Source organism: Ruegeria sp. CDSA077 (assembly GCF_059612265.1).
In genome coordinates, this window is record NZ_JBXWQG010000002.1 from 379,156 (window position 1) to 399,711 (window position 20,556).

Annotated in this window: 19 protein-coding genes; all 19 read left to right on the forward strand. The window is 58.6% G+C overall.

Annotated elements, in window-relative coordinates; all coding sequences use genetic code 11:
- Window positions 1-163: 163 nt before the first annotated feature.
- Window positions 164-1,840 carry a cytochrome D1 domain-containing protein gene (locus AC2FLE_RS09095; RefSeq protein WP_496691871.1) on the forward strand — a complete coding sequence of 559 codons (1,677 nt, stop codon included), beginning with the start codon at window positions 164-166 and terminating at the stop codon, window positions 1,838-1,840.
- A 123-nt stretch (window positions 1,841-1,963) separates the two neighbouring features.
- Window positions 1,964-3,748: a NapC/NirT family cytochrome c gene (locus AC2FLE_RS09100; RefSeq protein ID WP_496691872.1), complete on the forward strand. Its 1,785-nt coding sequence runs from the start codon at window positions 1,964-1,966 to the stop codon at window positions 3,746-3,748.
- 53 nt (window positions 3,749-3,801) lie between these two features.
- The gene (locus tag AC2FLE_RS09105) at window positions 3,802-4,209 is read left to right on the forward strand and encodes a cupredoxin domain-containing protein (protein ID WP_281972618.1); all 408 of its coding nucleotides are present in this window, start codon (window positions 3,802-3,804) and stop codon (window positions 4,207-4,209) included.
- Window positions 4,210-4,398: 189 nt separating this feature from the next.
- Window positions 4,399-5,160: a uroporphyrinogen-III C-methyltransferase gene (gene cobA / locus AC2FLE_RS09110; RefSeq protein ID WP_271948622.1), complete on the forward strand. Its 762-nt coding sequence runs from the start codon at window positions 4,399-4,401 to the stop codon at window positions 5,158-5,160.
- A complete protein-coding gene (locus tag AC2FLE_RS09115; protein ID WP_496691873.1) occupies window positions 5,153-5,503 on the forward strand; it encodes a c-type cytochrome in 351 nt (116 codons plus the stop codon). The genes cobA and AC2FLE_RS09115 overlap by 8 nt, the downstream gene beginning before the upstream one ends.
- Window positions 5,500-6,645, forward strand: a complete 1,146-nt coding sequence (locus AC2FLE_RS09120) for a cytochrome D1 domain-containing protein (protein ID WP_496696561.1) — start codon at window positions 5,500-5,502, stop codon at window positions 6,643-6,645. The genes AC2FLE_RS09115 and AC2FLE_RS09120 overlap by 4 nt, the downstream gene beginning before the upstream one ends.
- Before the next feature lie 3 nt (window positions 6,646-6,648).
- Complete coding sequence (ahbB, locus tag AC2FLE_RS09125) at window positions 6,649-7,638, forward strand: siroheme decarboxylase subunit beta (protein WP_496696563.1); 990 nt, start codon at window positions 6,649-6,651, stop codon at window positions 7,636-7,638.
- Window positions 7,635-8,084: an Lrp/AsnC family transcriptional regulator gene (locus AC2FLE_RS09130; protein ID WP_496696565.1), complete on the forward strand. Its 450-nt coding sequence runs from the start codon at window positions 7,635-7,637 to the stop codon at window positions 8,082-8,084. Before ahbB (AC2FLE_RS09125) ends, AC2FLE_RS09130 begins: the two co-directional genes overlap by 4 nt.
- Entirely contained in the window at window positions 8,081-8,581 is a 501-nt protein-coding gene (gene ahbB, locus AC2FLE_RS09135; RefSeq protein WP_496691876.1) for a siroheme decarboxylase subunit beta, read from the forward strand. Before AC2FLE_RS09130 ends, ahbB (AC2FLE_RS09135) begins: the two co-directional genes overlap by 4 nt.
- A complete protein-coding gene (gene nirJ / locus AC2FLE_RS09140) occupies window positions 8,569-9,783 on the forward strand; it encodes a heme d1 biosynthesis radical SAM protein NirJ (protein ID WP_496691877.1) in 1,215 nt (404 codons plus the stop codon). The genes ahbB (AC2FLE_RS09135) and nirJ overlap by 13 nt, the downstream gene beginning before the upstream one ends.
- The gene (locus AC2FLE_RS09145) at window positions 9,758-11,311 is read left to right on the forward strand and encodes a cytochrome D1 domain-containing protein (RefSeq protein ID WP_496696567.1); all 1,554 of its coding nucleotides are present in this window, start codon (window positions 9,758-9,760) and stop codon (window positions 11,309-11,311) included. Before nirJ ends, AC2FLE_RS09145 begins: the two co-directional genes overlap by 26 nt.
- Window positions 11,268-11,531, forward strand: coding sequence for a hypothetical protein (locus AC2FLE_RS09150; RefSeq protein WP_496696569.1), 264 nt, complete (start codon window positions 11,268-11,270; stop codon window positions 11,529-11,531). The genes AC2FLE_RS09145 and AC2FLE_RS09150 overlap by 44 nt, the downstream gene beginning before the upstream one ends.
- A 598-nt stretch (window positions 11,532-12,129) precedes the next feature.
- Window positions 12,130-14,253, forward strand: coding sequence for a 4Fe-4S binding protein (locus tag AC2FLE_RS09155; RefSeq protein WP_496691895.1), 2,124 nt, complete (start codon window positions 12,130-12,132; stop codon window positions 14,251-14,253).
- A gap of 14 nt (window positions 14,254-14,267) precedes the next feature.
- The gene (nosZ, locus tag AC2FLE_RS09160) at window positions 14,268-16,175 is read left to right on the forward strand and encodes a TAT-dependent nitrous-oxide reductase (protein WP_496696570.1); all 1,908 of its coding nucleotides are present in this window, start codon (window positions 14,268-14,270) and stop codon (window positions 16,173-16,175) included.
- 3 nt (window positions 16,176-16,178) lie between these two features.
- Window positions 16,179-17,435 (forward strand): nitrous oxide reductase family maturation protein NosD, encoded by a 1,257-nt coding sequence (locus AC2FLE_RS09165; protein ID WP_496696572.1) that lies wholly within the window; start codon window positions 16,179-16,181, stop codon window positions 17,433-17,435.
- Window positions 17,425-18,318 (forward strand): ABC transporter ATP-binding protein, encoded by an 894-nt coding sequence (locus tag AC2FLE_RS09170; protein WP_496696573.1) that lies wholly within the window; start codon window positions 17,425-17,427, stop codon window positions 18,316-18,318. Before AC2FLE_RS09165 ends, AC2FLE_RS09170 begins: the two co-directional genes overlap by 11 nt.
- Window positions 18,315-19,136: an ABC transporter permease gene (locus tag AC2FLE_RS09175; protein WP_496696575.1), complete on the forward strand. Its 822-nt coding sequence runs from the start codon at window positions 18,315-18,317 to the stop codon at window positions 19,134-19,136. Before AC2FLE_RS09170 ends, AC2FLE_RS09175 begins: the two co-directional genes overlap by 4 nt.
- Window positions 19,133-19,648: a nitrous oxide reductase accessory protein NosL gene (locus tag AC2FLE_RS09180; protein WP_142635212.1), complete on the forward strand. Its 516-nt coding sequence runs from the start codon at window positions 19,133-19,135 to the stop codon at window positions 19,646-19,648. The genes AC2FLE_RS09175 and AC2FLE_RS09180 overlap by 4 nt, the downstream gene beginning before the upstream one ends.
- Window positions 19,645-20,547 carry an FAD:protein FMN transferase gene (locus AC2FLE_RS09185; protein WP_496696578.1) on the forward strand — a complete coding sequence of 301 codons (903 nt, stop codon included), beginning with the start codon at window positions 19,645-19,647 and terminating at the stop codon, window positions 20,545-20,547. Before AC2FLE_RS09180 ends, AC2FLE_RS09185 begins: the two co-directional genes overlap by 4 nt.
- Window positions 20,548-20,556 lie beyond the last annotated feature (9 nt).

A 20,556-nucleotide genomic window follows, 5' to 3' on the forward strand; every position in this document is an offset into this window, starting at 1 on the left:
CGGCCGAAAAAGTGTGCCAAAGATACAGATTTTCCCAGCCGGAAAATTGACGTTTTTCCCTGCCCGCCACCTGAATTGCGCGACTGGTGTTGACTTTCGTCAAGGAGCACCCTTGCGCGATGCCCCACGCTTGGACCGCCTCACCAGCAAATGGAGAGTGATCATGTCACTTGGAATCAGCTATACCAAAACGGGCCGCGTCTTCGGGGTCGGTTTGGCGATGTTGCTGGGCAGTGTCGCTGCACCAGCTTTCGCCGAAGAGCCAACTTTGAACGAAGAAGCGTTTGAAGCGTCCAAACAACTTTACTTTGAACAATGCGCGGGGTGCCACGGTGTCTTGCGTAAAGGCGCCACTGGCAAGAACCTTGAACCGCATTGGAAGAAAACCGCAGCTGACGGCGCCGTGACCGAAGGCGGTACACTTGCGCTTGGGCAAGAGCGGCTTGAGAAGATCATCGCCTGGGGCACCGAAGGCGGGATGAACAACTTCTCGGACATCATGTCCGAGCAGGAAATCAAAGACATGGCGACTTACATCATGATGGAGCCGCCCAAACCACCTGAAATGTCGCTGGACCAGATGATGGCGACCCGCAAGATATATGTTGAAGAAGAGGACTACCCAACCGAGCCGATGCATGGCCGCAACTGGGAAAACTTCTTTGTTGTTATCGAGCGCGACGTCGGCAAAGTCGCTGTTATCGATGGCGACACCAAAGAGGTGCTGACACATATTCCGACCGGCTATGCGGTGCACGTTCTGAAAGCATCCGAACACCATTCGCTGGAAGAGCCGGAACAGCCCGGTCGTTTCTGGTACACCATGGGCCGCGACGGCAAGATGACCAAGATCGACCTCTGGCAGACGCCGGACAAGATGTTGGTGTCTGAGGTAAAGATTGCCTATGATGCCCGCGACGTTGCTGTTTCCGGCGATGGCAAATACGTCATCGGCGGGGGCTATTGGCCGCCGCACTTTGCAATCGTTGACGCCCAAACGATGGAGCCGGTCAAGGTTGTATCGACCCGCGGCGTGAACGTGGACGGGGACTATGTGGAAGAGGCTCGCGTGGCCGCTATCTACACAACTCCAAATGAGCCGACCTGGATCGTTGCCGTCAAAGAGCTGGGGCAACTGTGGCAAGTAGATTATACTGATCTAGACAATCTGCGGATCGACAAGATCGACAGCGCCAAATTCCTGCATGACGGGTTCTTCGATCCGACGGGCCGGTATTTCCAGATCGCTGCAAACGCATCGAACAAGATGGTGGTTGTAGATACCGAGACCCACAAGCTTGAGGCGATGATCGACACGGCCGCGTTGCCGCATCCCGGTCCGGGCGCAAACTGGATTGACCCGAATTGCGGGCCGGTAGCTGGCACAACCCACCTCGGGGTTGGCACCGTGACGGTCTGGGGCAACGACCCCGAAAACCGACCCGATGACGCCTGGAAGATCTGCTACGAAGTGGAAACAGACGGCCCGGGCCTGTTCGTCCGTACGCATCCGGAATCGGACTATATTTGGGCTGACCAGACCAAACACCCGGAACCGGAAGTGCAGCAATCTGTGCAGGTCATCTCGAAAGAGACCGGCGAGATCGTGAAAACCATCCAGATCACCGAAGACGAAGGCAGCGCCGCTGTTCACTTTGAATTCAACGCGGATGGAACCGAGGTCTGGGTGTCCAAGTGGAACCTGTCGGATTCAAAAGAACCCAACGGTCAGATCGTGATCTTTGACGCCAAGACTTTGGAAGAGATCGGTCGCATCGAAGGGCTGTACGCCCCGACCGGCAAGTTCAACGTCTACAACCGGTCGAACCACGTCACCTGACGGGTTTCGATCAACTCGGAGCAGGGCGGGCCCCTCGCCCGCCCTGTCCTTGTTTCATCCATCAGCCGAATGCGCAGGCCTGACACGCCGCGCCAGTCAACACAGCCAAAACGGAGCCCGGACATGACCTCCGATCCAGATAAGAAACCACCGATCTGGCGTCGGTATTTCCTGTGGGGAATGCCTGTGGCCGGTATTGCCGCTGCCTTTGCCGCCGGGATCGTCTTTTGGGGTGGGTTCAACACCGCCATGGAAGCCACCAACACCAAAGAGTTCTGTATCTCGTGCCATGAGATGCGCGATTTCGTCTATGAAGAATACACCGGGACCATCCACGATGTGAACCGATCGGGGGTCGGGGCGGTCTGTTCCGACTGTCACGTACCCAAGGACTGGACCCACAAGATGATCCGCAAGATCAAGGCGTCCAAAGAACTGTATGGCAAGGTGGTTGGCTCGATCAGTACACCCGAGAAGTTCGAAGCTAAGCGTATCCATCTGGCGATGAATGAATGGGAAAGGATGAAGGCAACAGATTCGCGCGAGTGCCGCAACTGCCACGACTTTGAATCGATGATGCCCGAGTTCCAGCGCCCCCGCGCGCGCCAGCAACATTTGAACGCAATGGAGACAGGCCAGACCTGTATCGACTGCCACAAAGGGATTGCGCATTCGAACATCCGCGACAGGGCCACAGATGAATATCTGGAACAGATTGAAGCCCCGAATCCTGATTTCATTCGTGCAATTCCGCCAGAATACCTGGCCAGTCTCGACCGTGTAGAAGCCAAGGAGGCGGCTGAGGCCGAAGCCGAAAAATCGGCCAAGACAGCACAACAAGAGGCGGTGCAAGCCCAGATCGCAGCCGCTGTGGACGCTGCAGTCGCCGAAGAGCGCGCCAAATCAAGCGGTGAAGAATCTACAGCCCCGGCAGGCGGTGGCAGCGATATCGGAGGCGATATCGACTGGACCAGCATCGCAAGCGCGGATCTGAAGCTGTTTTATCCCGGTCAGGCTTCGTTTGAATGGGTTCAGAATGGCAAGTTCCACGGCGGCGCCCGGCCACTGACCAAAGGTGGCGACCAATGTTCGACTTGTCATGCCAAGGAATTGGACATGATTGGAAACAAGATCGTCGCAGGCGGCGAGCTGGAACCAACCCCGATCCCTGGAAAACGTGGTGTGATCGACGCAACTGTTCAGGCGGCCCATGATGCCGAAAACCTCTATATCCGCCTGCAATGGCCGGATGCAGGTCACAATCCTGCACCATTTGTGGATGGCGGGAAGATGGACCCGGACAACCAGATCAAGGTCGCCATGATGATCACCGGAACCGGGATCGAAATGGGGGATCAGGTGGGCTGCTGGGCCTCGTGCCACGCGGACAACACCTATATGCCGTTTGATCCGGGTGCAGATGCGATTGTCGCCAATGGCGATGTTGCAGGCCGCCTGGCCGCTCAGGACACTGTGACCAAATATATCAGCGAAAGCCGCACCGAGGTCGAAGTCAAAGGCCGGCGCGGGAAAGCTCTGGGTGGCTGGGACAAATTGCAGGCCGAAGCGCAGATCGCGCAATATCTGGATGACGGTACCTATCTGGATCTGATGCGCGTCTATGCCGATGGCAGCGCCAGCAACGGCTATCTTCTGGAACAACGCATAGTCAATGATGGCGAAATCGCCGCCTCGGCCAACTTGTCGGGTGGTATTTGGACCGTCACGTTCTCGCGGCCCCTAAACTCGGGCGCACCGGGTGATGTGCCATTGGAACCGGGCAAGACCTATACGGTCGGCTTTGCAATCCACGATGACTTTGCCGCGGCACGATTCCACCACGTAACGCTGAACACAAGCTTCGCGCTGGACGACGACAGTGCCAATATCAACGTGGTCGGGCAATGACTGATGGGGCCGGGTAAACCGGCCCCGAAGTATTAGGTATGGAGACTTGGACGATGAAGATCCGCCTACTTCTTCCTGCATTTCTGGCTTTGGCGTCACCTGCGGTGGCCGCTGACGAAGACACAGCTGAGATCTGCGCCGAGGCAGAAACCCGCTACGTGGACCTGTTCGGTCAGCCGTCTTCAGATGTGGAAGATGCAGAGGTTGTGCTGATGTACAAATACAATTTCTGCCCAGCCCAACTGACGGTCAAAGCGGGGACCACAGTGCGTTGGGTGAACGTAGACAAACGCACCAGCCATAGCGTCCTGCTGAAAGATGGCAGCAAAGCCGAGAGTGACCGCCTGTTCCCCGAGGAATTTGTTGATCTGACATTTCTCGTTCCCGGCGCCCAGGATTACCTGTGCGGACCACATTGGGAGACACAGAACATGTTCGGAATGGTCACCGTAGAGCCCTGATAAGCGGCAGGCTGAAAGATGCGCGGGCGCAATTCCCGTGCTCCTTAACTTAAGTCAAGGAGGTCGGTTTACCTGTGCGCCAACTTGTTTCCATGACACGCCCGGTTCCCCCAGCAACGTCCCATATTCGCGCATGGAAACGAGCAAAACACCGGGTTCCGAAGACATTCAGAACAAGCGAGTTTGCACATGAGCGGTAAGGTTTTTCTGATTGGTGCCGGCCCTGGTGATCCCGAACTGATCACCATGCGCGCCCTGCGTATGCTGCAGGAGGCGGACGTGGTGGTCTATGACCGCCTTGTTTCGGATGAAATTCTGGCCATGCACACCGAGGGCGCGCGGCTGATCGCCGTCGGCAAGGCCCCCAAGTGCCACACTGTTCCTCAGGATCGCATCAACGAAATCCTGCTGGAACACGCACGCGCAGGTCACGTTGTGGCCCGGCTGAAAGGCGGGGATCCGATGATCTTTGGTCGCGGCTCGGAAGAGGCCGCTTTTCTGATGGCACACGGTGTTACGGTCGAATACGCACCGGGCATCACGGCGGCACAAGGCGCATCCTGTTCGACCGGCGTGCCCCTGACCCATCGCGGACTGGCGACCTCGGTTCAATATGTCACCGGGCACAGGCAGTCCGACAAAGTTCTTGATCTGGATTGGAAACGACTGGCGGACCCGGATACGACGCTGGTCGTCTATATGGGCGTGGCCAACATCGGCCAGATCGCCATCGGCTTGATGACCGAGAACCTACCCGGATCCACCCCGGTCCTGGCTGTTGGGCAGGCCACCAGTGCCTCTGAACGCCGCCTTGTATCCCGACTGGACCAGATTGCCGCGGATGCGCGCAAGGCGGATCTGAAGGCCCCTACCTTATTCATTATCGGAAAGGTCGTTTCGCTTTATGCCAATCAGGCCCTGACCGAGATTTTGGAGCGGGCGCATGGGTAGCCTGGCGAATATGGACCGCAAGCAGCCGGGTTGGGCCGCGCATACTGTTCTGACTGCCGTCGTTCTGGTTGCCACTTCCGCTCTGGCCGCTGACGCCATCGACCCAACCGCCCTGAAACGGTTGGTCCACCAGGATTGCGGCTCGTGCCACGGATTGTCCCTGAAAGGCGGGCTTGGTCCTGATCTGCGACCGGAAACTCTGGAACATTACGAGGCGGACGTCCTGACGGGGGTCATACTGGACGGCATCCCCGACACGGCTATGCCCCCCTGGCGCCCCCTGATCAGCGAAGAAGAGGCCGAATGGATCGCCCGATACCTGCTGGAACAGGAGGCAAAATGAAACAACTTGCCCTTGGCATCGTTGCCCTAATGATGATGACACCTGCCAATGCAGACCCCACCGCCACCGGAGATCTGGGCCTTGTGATCGAACGGGCAAAAGGGTCGGTCTTATTGGTGGACCAGTCGGACCGGGCCGCATTGGCACGGATCGAAGGGTTGGGCGATCTGTCCCACGCCTCCCTGGTCTATTCACCCGACGAACGCTTTGCCTATGTTTTTGGCCGCGATGGCGGGCTGACCAAGGTTGATATAGTGACCCGTCAGATTGCAAATCGGGTCGTGCAGGCTGGCAATGCCATTGGCGGCGCGATTTCGGATGACGGCCAACTGGTTGCGGTGTCGAACTATGAGCCGGGTGGCGTACGCGTGTTCGACGCGGATACGCTGGAACTGGTTGCCGACATTCCCACCGACAGCAAAACCATAGGTCTTGTCGATGCGCCGGGCCGTCGGTTCGTGTTTTCCATGTGGGACACGGGCGAGACCTGGATTGCTGATTTCGCAAATGGCACGCCCGAGATCACCAAGATCACCGATATGGGTAAGAACCCCTATGACGCGCTGATCACCGCCAATGGTCGCACTTATATCACCGGTCTGTTTGGTGAGGACGGGCTGACCGCGCTGGACCTATGGGCAGACAATCCAAAACCGATCCGCGTGCTTCCGGGCTATGGGCGCGGACAGGAAGAGATGCCGGTATACAAGATGCCTCATCTTGAGGGCTGGGCACTGACGGATCGCGAATTTGTCCTGCCCGCGGTCGGCCACCATGAGGTTCTTTGGATTGACGCCGAAACCTTGACAGAAACAGGCCGCACCCAAACCCATGGTCAGCCGGTCTTTGCCATGGCGCGCCCTGACGGGCGACAGGTCTGGGTGAATTTTGCCCATCCATTGAACGATACAATTCAGGTCATCGACAGCGTCAGCAAACAGGTCATCCACGAATTCTCTCCGGGCCCTGCCGTCCTGCATATGGAGTTCACGGCACGCGGGCATGAGGTCTGGATCAGTGTCCGCGACGCCAACAAGGTCGTGGTCTACGACACGCATAGTTTTGAAAAGCTGCGCGAGATCGCGGCGGACAGCCCCTCGGGTATCTTTTTCACCGCCCGCGCGCACAGAACAGGGTTGTAACCCATGCAACATATCACTGACCCGATCGACCGTCGCCTGCTAGACGATTTTCAGCGCGAATTTCCGATTGTCGACCGCCCGTTTCAGCCAGTGGCCAAGGCGCTGGGGCTGGACGAAGCTGAAGTGCTGAACCGTCTGGCGCGAATGCGTTCGACCGGCCGGATCACCCGGGTCGGGGCCACTATCACTCCGGGCGCGGTGACGGCCAGTACTCTGGCCGCGGTGGCCGCACCCGAGGAGCATCTGGAGGACATTGCCGCCCTGATCGACGCAGAGCCCGGTGTGAACCACAATTATCAACGCGAGGACAAATGGAACCTCTGGTTTGTAGCGACCGGCCCTGATCGTGCGCATGTGGACGCCACTCTGGCCCGGATTGGCCTGCAAACCGGTTTGCAGGTTTTGGACTTGCGTCTGGTTCGGCCGTTCAATGTTGATTTGGGCTTTCGAATGACAGGCAAGCAACGCAACGTACCGGCACCGCGCAAGGTGGACTGTTCCGTTCTGCAAAAGGGTGATCGCTCATTGATGCAGGCGCTTAGTTCCGGCTTACCGCTGGTTTGCGAACCTTACGCAGCACTGGCCGCCTCTTTGGACCGTAAACCAGAGGACGCCATGACGCGGATCCGGATCTTACACGAGGCTGGAATTGTCTCGCGTCTTGGCGTGATCGTAAGACACCGGGCACTGGGCTGGTCGGCCAATGCGATGGTGGTCTGGGATATGCCAACTGATCAGGTCGATCGTGCCGGACCTGCGCTGGCAAAATACCCTGGCGTGACACTGTGTTATGAGCGTCGACCCGTTGAAAACATCTGGCCCTACCGCCTGTATTCCATGATCCACGCCCGCTCGCGCAGCGAAGCGCGAAACGTCCTGGCCGGGGCTGCGGCATTGCCTGAGCTGTTTGGCGCGCAGCACAAGGTGTTGTTTTCGACGCGCTGTTTCAAACAGACCGGCGCGCTGATCCAACCCAAGGAGACAGCGGCATGACCCTGGACGAAACTGATCGGGCAATCCTGAACCGAATGCAGGACGACTTACCTCTGACCTCACAACCCTATGCGATGGTGGCCCAAGAACTGGGGATTTCTGAACAGGATCTGTTGGTTCGCCTATCACGGATGAAGGATGAACGGGTCATCACGCGCTTTGGCCCGTTCTTTGACGCGGCCGCGATGGGCGGGGCTTTTTGCCTATGTGCCATGGCCATACCGACAGAGGCATTTGAATCCGTCCTGACCAAAGTCAATGCGCATCCCGAAGTTGCCCATAATTATGAACGTACGCACCGGCTGAACATGTGGTTCGTGTTGGCCACCGAAACGCCCCAAGGGATTGAGGCCTGCGCCGATGCGATCGAACAAGAGACGGGGATCGAAGTTCTCAGATTTCCCAAGTTGCAGGAATTCTTCATCGGCTTCCGGGTGGCGGCATGATCGACGCAAAAGACAGACTGATTATCGAGGTTCTGCAGGGCGGATTGCCCCTGGTGCCTTCGCCCTACGCTCGGGTCGCTGAAAGCCTTGGGATGGACGAACAAGCGCTGCTGTATCGCCTCGCAGAACTTAAGGCGCGCGGCGTTATACGTCGTATCGCCGCAGCCCCGAACCACTACAAACTGGGCATGACTTCGAACGGCATGACAGTCTGGGACGTCGATGACAGTCAAATCGCTGATTTGGGGGCACATATTGGCGGTCTGCCTTTTGTCACCCATTGCTATGAACGTCCACGTGCCCTGCCCGACTGGCCTTACAACCTGTTCGCCATGGTGCATGGCAAAGACAGGGGTGAAGTCGAAGAAAAACGGGCCGAGATTGCCGGTATTCTGGGCAGTGCCTGCCGGGCCAAGGACATCCTGTATTCAACGCGCATCCTGAAAAAGACCGGGCTGCGCCTGAAACCGAAAGGCCAAACGCCATGTTCCGCCTGACTGAATACATGCAGCAACTGGTCACCCCGACCCCCGTGCGCAAGCGCCGCCCCGGCCCGGTTAAGCCGGTGGTCATCTGGAATCTGACCCGGCGCTGCAACCTGAAATGCCGCCATTGCTATACTGTTTCGGCGGATGTCGCGTTCCCGGGTGAGCTCAGCCACGAGCAAGCCATGGTAACCCTTGAGGATCTCGGCCAATTTCGCGTCCCGGCCCTGATCCTCTCGGGGGGGGAACCGCTGGATCGGTTCGATTTCTTTGATATCGCCAACCGGGCGCGCAAGTTGGTGCCGATGCTGGCGCTGTCGACGAATGGCACGCGGATTTACGATGAAACCGCCGATATGATCGCTGATGTCGGCTTTAACTATGTCGGCATATCACTTGACGGAATCGGGGCCACAAACGACTGGTTCCGAGGTGTCGAGGGCGCCTTTTCAGATGCCCTGCGCGGCGTGCGCGAGTGCAAGAAACGCGGCATCAAGGTCGGTTTGCGATTCTGTTTGACCGAGGGCACGCAGCACCATCTGCCCGATCTCCTGCAGTTGTGTGATGATGAGGGGGTCGACAAATTCTACCTGTCTCATCTGGTTTACGCCGGTCGCGGCGACAAGAACAGGGGCGAAGATGCCGAACACCTGCGCACGCGCAAAGGTCTGGATCTGTTATTGGACCGTGCGTGGGAGGCAGCCTCGGGCGGGCGCCCGCTGGATATCGTCACCGGCAATAACGATGCCGACGCCGGATATTTTCTGAACTGGGTCAGGACGCATTTTGATGCCGAAAAGACCTCGCATATACGTGCGCATTTGGCGGCCTGGGGCGGGAACTCCAGCGGGTTGGGGGTGGCCAATATCGACAATCTTGGTCGGGTCCATCCCGACACCTACTGGTCAGATTACACGGTCGGGAATGTGAAAACGACGCCGTTTTCCGAGTTGTGGACCGGGGACGACAAGATGCTGGCCATGCTGCGCACTCGCCCGCGTCCGTTGAAAGGGCGCTGTGGAGTTTGTCAGCTCAGGGATGTTTGCGGTGGCAACACGCGCATCCGGGCCCTGCAACTGACGGGCGATCCCTGGGCCGAGGACCCGGCCTGTTACCTGTCAAACGATGAAATTGGCGTGGATAAAGCGGGCAAACGCCTGCAGGTCACACCTTTCCGGGGGAAAAGCCATGATCCGGCGCATCAGTTCTTTTAGGGCTCGGACGCTTGGAACACTGTGTGCGCTTCTGCTGACCAGCGCCGCATGGGCCGACGCCCAGTCCGACTATGCCGAACATTGCGCGTCCTGCCATGGTGACACCCGGCTGGGCGGAGTTGGTCCGGCCTTGATACCCGAAACGCTAAAACGCATGCGCGGGCCGCGGGTTGCCGCCGTGATCGCCGAAGGGCGCACCGCCACCCAGATGCCCGCCTTTGCGCATAATCTGAACACCCTGCAGATCGAGGAGTTGGCAGGTTGGTTGAAATCCCCGCTCGAGACCGTCCCGGACTGGGCCGAGGCGGACATCATGGCCAGCCGTACGCTGGACGCAGACTATGTCGAGATTGATGCGCCCGTTTGGTCCAGTGATCCGATGAACATCACGTTGGTGGTGGAAACCGGAGACCACCATGTCAGCGTTCTGGACGGTGACACATTTGAGGTTTTGGACAGATTTGAAACTCCTTTTGCCGTTCATGGCGGCCCAAAGTTCAGCCCCGATGGGCGTTACGTGTTCATCATGTCCCGCGATGGCTGGGTCCAGAAATATGACATCTGGGCGTTGCAACAAGTGGGTCGCGTGCGGGCGGGACTAAACAGCCGCAACATTGCCATGTCAGGCGATGGCAAATGGCTGGCGGTGGCGAATTACCTACCCAACAGCCTGACCCTTTTGTCCACCCGGGATCTTTCGGTGGCAAAAGTGATCGAGATTAAAAGCAGGAAAGGTAATCCCAGCCGCGTTTCGGCCGTTTATCAAGCTCCGCCACGGGAAAGCTTTGTCCTGGCCTTGAAGGATGTGCCAGAGATTTGGGAGGTCTTCTATGGCGCTAATCCACCCCAATCCGGGCTGGGACACGATTTTCGTATCGAAGGGCAGTTCAAGAACCCTAACCCTTTCCCAGTACGCAAGATCACTACGCCCGACTATCTGGACGATTTCTTTTTCGACCAGACTTATGAATACGTCATGGGCGCATCTCGCGACGGGAACGGCGGTCAGGTGATTGATCTGGTCATTGGCCAAAAAGTGGCTGACCTGGATCTGCCCGGCATGCCGCATCTGGGTTCCGGGATTACCTGGCGGCGCGGCGATACAACTGTGATGGCAACGCCGCACCTGACTGATGGCACCGTCTCGGTGATCGACATGGAGACATGGGAAACGGTCAAGCGGCTCAAGACCGAAGGGCCGGGGTTTTTCATGCGCAGCCATGAAAACTCGCCATATGTCTGGGCGGATGTTTTCTTTGGGCCCAACAAGGATGTGATGCATGTGATCGACAAGCAAAGCCTTGAGATCGTACGGACCCTGCGCCCAGCGCCGGGCAAAACCGTGGCCCATGTGGAATTCACCAAGGACGGAAGCCATGCGTTGGTTTCGATCTGGGAAGATGACGGCGCGGTGATCATCTATGATGCAAAAACACTGGAAGAGGTCCGCCGTCTGCCGATGCGCAAACCTTCGGGAAAGTACAATGTCTGGAACAAAATCACCTTCTCGGAAGGAACCAGCCACTGAGGGCAAGTGGCCAATCTGGAAGCTGGCCATATTGCTGTATCCAGCGTCTGCGCTGACCGTGGCCATAAACCTTTTTCTGGCTGGCCTGATCGCCAACAGCGCCGGATTCGGAGTGATTGAGCCTGTCACCGCCATCCTGTGGTCAATCCCATTGGGTGTACCTGCCTGCTGGTTTGCAGGGCGCTGGGTACGCAGTTTGATGGACGAAGCAGACGGCTAGGTCGGATTCTCCAAAGGCCTAACCGAAGTCAAGTATCTGCTTTCGGGAATCTCTTAGGACTTGGGAAAGATCACCGAGTTGGATTCTCCATGCCCGCCCATAATCCTTTGCACATTTCAGCTGTTTGCGCGTCCCGCGCAGCTTGTGCGGTGGCAGGTATAATCCTTCTGCTTTTGCAGTTGCTTAGCCCGGCGCTGGCGAGTCCCGGACAAAGCATGTGGGTTGAGATCTGCTCGGAGGGCGGCGCGGTCTGGGTCGAGGTTGATCTTGAAAAAGGCGATGCAGACCCGACCGCACCTTGCCCCAAATGCGCCGATTGCACGCTGTGCGCCGTGACCGGTGCCGCACCTCTGCCCATGCCGCTGGAAGTGACGCAACGGGGAAGGGTTCAATTCTTATCTTGCCAAAGCAACAGGTCCTTCGAGCTAAATGGCTCTGACCGGCTGTGGCCAGAAACCCGGGGTCCTCCCCCTGCACCAGAATTTAAAACCGAACGCGCACCGCGCGCGTCCATGGCGTCCACCCCAATCATTGGAGGTGCGCCGTGGTCGTAAGTCGCGCAATCCATTTCCTGCTGGCCTTTTTCCTGTCCTGCCTGATGGCGATCAGCGCACATGCCGACAGCCTTGCCAGCTTTCTGCCAGAACTTGAGCCCGCGGACCTGATCCCCGGCGCCGAGGCATTTGGCCCGATCAGAAAAGACATTCCGGTTGCGCCGATCCTGAAAGGGGGCAAAACGATTGCCTGGGCCTTTCTGACCTCGGATTTCGTAGGCACCACAGGCTATTCCGGCAAACCCATTCACGTCGTTGCAGCGATCGACAATGATGCGGTGCTTACTGGCGTTAAGTTGGTCAAGCATTCGGAACCCATCGTACTGATCGGGATTCCGAACGCGCGCATGGTCGAACTGACCGAAGGCTACGCCGGCCTGGACCTTAGGGTTGAGGCTGAAACAGGCGGTGAGGGCCATGACCTCGACATTATCTCGGGCGCGACTGTCACAATCATGGTGATCGACGACAGTCTCGTGCGTGGCGGCATCAAGGTAGCGCGGGCGCTGGGGCTGGGTGGCTTGTCACCGCTGCAGGCCGACGGGCCGAAGCGCGAAGTCGATATGGCACAAGACGCCACTTATGACTGGACAACGCTTTCGGGTGACGGCTCGGTCCGACGCCTGACACTGGATGTCGGTCAGGTCAACGCTGCGTTCGAGGCCACCGGCGACCAGCGCGCCATCAGGCGCCGTGAACGGGGCGCGCCCGACGACACCTTCATCGACATGCATCTGGCGTTGGTTTCAGTCCCGTCGATCGGCAAGTCGCTGCTGGGCGAGGCCGAGTATCAAAACCTGACCGAGTGGCTGGGCGAGGGCGAGCAAGCCATCCTGGTGCTGGGTCGTGGCGCCTATAGCTTCAAGGGGTCAGGCTATGTGCGTGGCGGGATTTTCGACCGTATTCAGCTGATTCAAGGTGATAATTCGGTACGCTTCTTTGATAAACAGCAAGAGCGTCTGGGCAGAGTTGCGGCCGCCGATGCGCCCAGTTTCACCGAGCTGGATATCTTCAAAATCCCCGCTGAGGCAGAGTTTGATCCGGCCGAACCGTTCCGCCTGCAACTGTTGGTGCAACGCGCCGTCGGTGCGGTTGAAAAGACGTTCCTGACCTTCGATTTGGGCTACAAACTGCCTGAGCAGTACCTGTTGCCAGTCGTAGCCCCCACCGTTGTGGATGACGCCACAGGTGAAGCGGCCGCCAAAGCCGCTCTTTGGAAACGTATCTGGAAGGATCGCACAGTCGAGATTGCCGGTCTGGGCGTCATGCTGCTGATACTGACGGCGACCTTCTTTTTCCAGTTCCATGCCACGATGAACGCGCGGGTCTTTTACTGGTTCCGCATCGGCTATCTGACAATGACCCTGTTCTTCATCGGCTGGTACGCGAATGCCCAGTTGAGCGTGGTGAACCTGATGGCGCTGGCGGGCAGTTTGCGCACGGGTTTCTCATGGGATGCCTTCCTACTGGACCCGCTGGTGTTCATCCAATGGTTCGCCGTGGCAGCCGCCCTGTTGTTCTGGGGACGTGGTGCCTATTGCGGCTGGCTGTGCCCGTTTGGTGCGCTGCAAGAACTGACCAACAAGATCGCGCGGGCTTTTCGCGTGCCGCAATGGACCCTGCCCTGGGGCCTGAATGAACGGCTGTGGCCCGCGAAATACATGATCTTCTTGGGTCTCTTCGGCCTCAGCTTTGTCTCCATCCCGCTGGCCGAGAAGTATGCCGAGATCGAGCCTTTCAAGACCGCGATCATTCTGAAATTCATGCGCGACTGGCCGTTTGTGGTTTTTGCGCTGGCCCTGTTGGGGATCGGCCTGTTCGTTGAGCGGTTCTACTGCCGCTATCTCTGCCCGTTGGGCGGAGCACTGGCGATCCCGGCCCGCATGCGCATGTTCGACTGGCTACGCCGTTACAAGGACTGCGGCACCCCCTGTCAGACCTGTGCCAATGAATGCCCCGTTCAGGCGATCCACCCCACAGGTGAGATCAATCCGAACGAGTGCGTCACCTGCCTGCATTGTCAGGTGCTCTACCAGTCCGAGGACAAATGTCCCGTCGTTATCCGTCAACTGAAACGGCGGGCCAAGACAGGGTCGGTCGATCTCAAGACCCCACTCGGACAACCACCGGCGAACCATCCAAACGCCAAACCGAAAACCGTTTCCTAAAAGGAGGAACGATCATGTCGGAACATGACAACAAACTAACCGTCACACGCCGCGGTATGCTGGGGGCGACCGCCACTGGCGCCGTGCTGGCCGGAACCGGTCTGGGGTCAACCCTGATGACCGCGAAACAGGCCAGCGCTGCGGCCAATGCCAGTCTGGAACCCGGTGAGCTGGACGAATATTACGGCTTCTGGTCCTCGGGTCAGACCGGCGAATTGCGCATTCTCGGCTTTCCGTCCATGCGCGAACTGATGCGGGTGCCGGTGTTCAACCGCTGCTCGGCCACCGGCTGGGGCCAGACCAATGAATCGCTGAAGATTATGACCGACGGCCTGCTGCCGGAAACCAAAGAGTTTCTCGCCAAGCGCGGCATGAAAACCTACGATAACGGTGACCTGCACCACCCGCATATGTCGTTCACCGACGGCACCTACGATGGCCGTTACCTGTTCATGAACGACAAGGCCAACACGCGCGTTGCTCGCGTACGCTGCGACGTAATGAAGTGCGACAAGATCACCGAAATCCCGAACGCCAAGGCGATCCATGGTCTGCGTCCGCAGAAATTCCCGCGCACTGGTTATGTCTTTGCCAATGGCGAAGATGAAACTCCATTGGTCAATGACGGCACTGTGCTGGACGATCCGTCGCAATACGTGAACATCTTCACCGCGCTGGACGGCGACACCATGGAAGTGGCATGGCAGGTGATCGTGTCGGGCAACCTCGACAACACTGACTGCGACTATCAGGGCAAATACGCCTATTCGACCTCGTACAACTCGGAAATGGGGATGAACCTGGCCGAGATGACCGAGAACGAGATGGACCATGTTGTTGTCTTCAACCTCGCGGAAATCGAAGCGGGGATTGAGGCGGGCGACTATCAGGAACTGAAAGGCGTCAAGGTTCTGGACGGCCGTAAGGGTCAGAACAAGAAATACACCCGTTACATCCCGATCCCGAACTCACCGCACGGCATCAACACTGCGCCTGACGGCAAGCATGTCTGCATCAACGGTAAACTGTCGCCGACCGTATCGATCATGGATGTCACCAAACTGGACGCCCTGTTCGAAAGTGATGCCGATCCACGGTCCTGCATCGTGGGTGAGCCGCAGCTGGGTCTTGGCCCGCTTCACACTGCTTATGACGGCCAGGGCAACGCGTTCACCACGCTATTCCTGGACAGTCAGATCGTGAAGTGGAACCTCGACAAGGCAATCGAGGCTTACGGCGGCGCCGATGTAGATCCGATCATCTCGAAGGTCGATGTGCATTATCAGCCGGGCCATAACTCGACCACCATGGGTGAAACCAAGGAGGCTGATGGCAAGTGGCTGATTTCGATGAACAAGTTCTCGAAAGACAGGTTCTTGAACACGGGTCCGCTTAAGCCTGAGAACGAGCAACTGATCGATATCTCAACCAACGAGATGAAGGTGGTTCACGACGGACCGACCTTTGCGGAGCCGCATGACTCGATCATGGTGCGCGCTGACATCGTCAACCCGGTCAACGTCTGGGACCGTAACGACATCACCTGGGAGGACGCCCGCAAACAGGCTGAGGCCGATGGCATCGATCTGGAAGATGGTGCCGAGGAACCGATCCGGGACGGCAACAAGGTGCGGGTCTATATGACCTCGCAGGCCCCAACCTTCAGCCTTGAGAAGTTCACCGTCAAACAGGGTGATGAGGTAACAGTCTACATCACCAACCTGGATGACGTGGACGATGTGACCCACGGCTTCTGTCTTGGCAACTACGGCATCGCGATGGAAGTTGCGCCGATGGCGACCGCTTCGGTCACCTTCACCGCTGACCGTCCGGGCGTGCACTGGTTCTATTGCCAGTGGTTCTGCCACGCGCTGCACATGGAAATGCGCGGCCGGATGCTGGTCGAGCCGCAGGGAGCATAACCCATGCGTTGGCCACTGCTCATACCGCTCCTACTCGGCTCGCCCCTTTGGGCGGCGGATTGGGATGTGCCCAACCGGGCGGGGGCCATCAATGAAACACTGGCGCAGGCGGCGGATGGAGACACCCTTCGCCTGAGCCCCGGCGTTTATTCGGAAACACTGGTTCTGGACCGGCCCGTCACAATTGATGGGCTGGGGCAGGCCACCATTGACGGACAAGGCGTCGGCAGCGTCATCACCGTGACCGGACCGGGCGTGACCGTGCGCGGTCTGACCGTGATTGGTTCGGGCTCGAGCCATGATGGGATCGACAGTGGCATTCAGCTGGTCAAAACGGCCCATGCGCCGGTGATCGAAGGCAATGTGTTGCTGGGCAATCTCTATGGCATCGACATCCACGGCGCCAAGGACAGCGTCGTGCGCGGCAACCGGATCGAAGGGCGTCAGGACAAGCGGATGAATGACCGCGGCAACGGCGTCTATGTCTGGAACGCACCGGGTGCGCGGGTCGAAGACAATGATATCCGGTACGGGCGCGATGGGATCTTTGTGAACTCGTCCAAGAAGAACACCTTTACTGGAAACCTGTTCCGCGATCTGCGGTTCGCGGTGCACTACATGTATGCCGACGACTCGGTGGTCAGCGATAACGTCTCGATCGGCAATGATCTGGGCTATGCGGTGATGTTCACGACCAATGTCAAAGTCACCGGCAATGTGTCGATTGATGATCGCGAACATGGTGTGATGCTGAACTACGCCAACAAGAGCGTGATTTCCGGGAACGTCGTTAAGGGTGCAAAGGAGAAATGCACCTTCCTGTATAACTCGAACAAGAACGAATTCACCGACAACTGGTTCGAGGGTTGCGGCATCGGCATTCACTTCACTGCTGGGTCAGAACGTAACCGTATCGTCGGCAACGCCTTTGTCGGAAACCGGACTCAGGTGAAATACGTTTCGACCAAGTGGGTCGAGTGGTCTGAAGACGGGCGCGGCAATTACTGGTCCGATTTCGCCGCCTATGATGTGGATGGCAACGGCGTCGCTGATGCCCCTTATCGCCCCAATGACTCGATGGACCATGTGCTGTGGACCCAACCCGCAGCCAAGCTGCTGCTCGGCTCCCCTGCCGTGCAGCTGGTGCGCTGGTCGCAATCAGCCTTCCCGGCACTATTGCCGGGGGGTGTGATGGACAGCAATCCATTGATGCGAGCCCCTGAACCCTCAGCTATGAAAAAGGTGCCTCATGACGGATAAGGCCCTGACGATAAACAACGTCTGTAAGGACCGAGGCAAAACCCGCGTTCTTGACGACATCACCCTGTCTCTTGCCCCTGGTCAGCGCGTGGCGCTACTGGGCCATAACGGCGCCGGCAAATCGACCCTGATCAAATCCATCCTTGGCCTGATCCCGATTGAGGACGGAGCCATTCGAATCGGAGACGCCACACCCGGCAGCGCACAGGCGCGGCGGGATACGGCGTACTTGCCCGAGGCGGTGTCCTTCCACCCGGCGCTTACGGGCCGGGAACAGCTGACTCTTTTCGCGCAGCTCTCGGGGTCCAAGGCCGATGTGCCCGGCCTGCTGGAACGTGTTGGCCTCAGCGACGCGCTGGACCGACGGATCGGGACCTACTCCAAGGGGATGCGGCAACGTCTGGGATTGGCGCAAGTGCTGCTGGGCCAGCCGAAAGTGGCATTGCTGGACGAGCCGACGAGCGGACTGGACCCGATTTCTCGGCAGGATCTGTACGCCATCATCGACGAACTGGCCGCAAAAGGCACCGCCGTCCTGATCGCATCGCATGCCCTGACTGAGGTCGAGGCCCGCACAGACCGGATCGCAATCATGCGCGGGGGCCGGATGGTGGCCGATGACACGTTAAACAACCTTTCGGCGCTGGCGGGTCTGCCAATCCGCCTGAAGGTGCGCGCCAGCTCTAACCCTGAAGCCTTGGCCGCCAAACTGGGCGGCAGCCGGATCAATGGCGCGTCCGTTGAGTTGCTCTGCACCGTCGACGACAAGATGGAGGCCTTGCGCCGGATCGCCGGATTGGGCGATGCGGTGGCAGATGTGGAAATGACACCTCCCAAGCTGGAAGATCTCTATCGCTACTATGCACAGGAGAAGAGGCCATGACCCGCTTCCTCGCCATCACCCGCACTGAAATGTTGATCCTGCGCCGCAACCGTTGGCTGCTGGTCGCGACACTGATCATGGTTCTGTTCGCATTGGCGCTGACCTTTGCGGGCAGCGCGCCCACCGGCACGTTGGGAGTCGATATGCTGACCGTCTCGGTCGCGTCGATGACCACGCTGTCGGTCTATCTTGCGCCGCTACTGGCGCTGATGATTGCCTTTGATGCCATCGCCGGTGACGTGGACCGGGGCAGCTTGTCGCTGCTGCTGTCCTACCCTGCCGGGCGCGGAGAAATCCTGCTGGGCAAGTTCACCGCCCATCTGGCAGCGCTGGCCTTTGCCATGACTATCGGGTTTGGTACTGCAGGCGCAGTGGCTGCCTTCTTTGGCGGGGCCGGGCCGGAAAGCCTGATGGCGCTGGTCCGCCTCATCCTCACATCCATCCTGCTGGGCGCCGTGTTTCTCGCACTGGGATACTTGCTGTCCGCCCTGGCAAAGGGGGCCACGGCGGCAGCAGGTCTGTCGGCCGGGCTCTGGCTGGTTTTTGTCGTCCTCTATGATCTGGGCCTGTTGGGGGCCGTCGTCATGGACAAGGGCGGCACCTTCACTCAATCCGTCTTTCCATGGGTGATGGTGGCCAACCCGGCCGACGCTTTCCGTCTGTGGAATATCGCCGCAACCGAGGGCGTCGCGATGGCATCCGGCATGACCGGCGCTGCGCAGGCTCTGCCCGTCTGGGCCGCCCCGTTGTCTTTGCTGATCTGGCCCCTGCTAGGCCTTGCACTTGCCCGGCTCGCGTTCCGAAGGGTCGAGCCATGAAGCGTCTTTTCCTGATTGCTCTACTCGCCCTGACTGCCTGTAAGGAAGAACAGATTGCCGCGCCTGACCCAGTCGATTTGACGCCAGACGCACTCAGCTTTTTTTGCCAGATGAATATTGCTGAACATGGCGGTCCAAAAGGGCAGATTCACCTCGACGGCTATCCTACACCACTGTTTTTTGCACAGGTTCGCGATATGGTTGCCTATCTCAAAAGCCCCGAACGCGAGGCAGCCATTGTTGCAATCTATGTCAGCGATATGGGAACCGCCCCAAGCTGGCATCAACCAGGTCAATCCAACTGGATCAATGCCGAAGGTGCGACTTTCGTCGTCGGGGCCAATGTCGCCGGCGGCATGGGCGCGCGCGAGGTCGTGCCCTTTGCCGACCCGACCGATGCGGACAGCTTCATCATCCTGTACGGAGGTTCCGCTTTGCCCCTGACTGACATACCCGACGCCGAAGTGCTTGGCCCCGTCGATCTGGACTTGAAACTGGAGACACCAGCATGAGCCGTTTGTCCCGACGTCGTTTTCTGATCATGTCTGCGGCATGCGCCGCGCTACCGGCGGTCGCATCTGGCGCACCAGTCGCGCATTGGCGTGGCATCGCGCTGGGGGCCAGAGCCAGCCTTGACCTTGTTGGCCTTTCTGAGGCAGAGGCGGCGCCCCTGCTGTCATCAATCGAAGCTGAACTGAACCGGCTGGAAGATATCTTTAGTCTGTACCGATCGCGATCACAGATTTCAGAGCTGAACCGAAGCGGGTTGCTGCAGAAACCCGCCCCCGAGCTGTTGAATGTACTGAGCCTGTGTTCGACCCTTCACAGTGCATCAGACGGGGCTTTTGACCCCACAATACAACCCGTCTGGAGGGCGATGGCCGCGCGCGCCAGCGCTTCTGAATTGACTGCCGCCCAAGAAACTGTCGGCTGGCACCGAGTCCGATATGACGCTGATGCTATCCAGCTGCCGGAGCCCGGTGTCTCAGCCTTGACATTGAACGGTATCGCACAAGGCGCAATCACCGATCGCATTGCGGCGCTGTTACGGTCCTTTGGCTTACGCGATGTTCTAGTTAACATGGGAGAAATCGCGGCAATGGGTCAGCGAGGTGACGGGCAAGACTGGCGGGTCGGCCTTGCGGGTCACAATAATACAGTCCTCAAGAAGATCACTTTGCGAGAACGCTCAGTAGCCACATCTTCGGTTGCAGGCACGCTCTTGCCTGGCGACCACGGCCATATCCTGAACCCATTCGGCCCAAGCCCAAGCAACCACACTGTTTCCGTTTCCGCAGCCAATGCAGCCTTAGCTGACGGTCTGTCCACAGCTCTTTGCGCCGCCCCAAAGGAATGGACCGGTAGAATTCTGCAGAGTTTTCCATTGGCCAGTTTGGAGTTGAGCGGATAATCCGCAGTC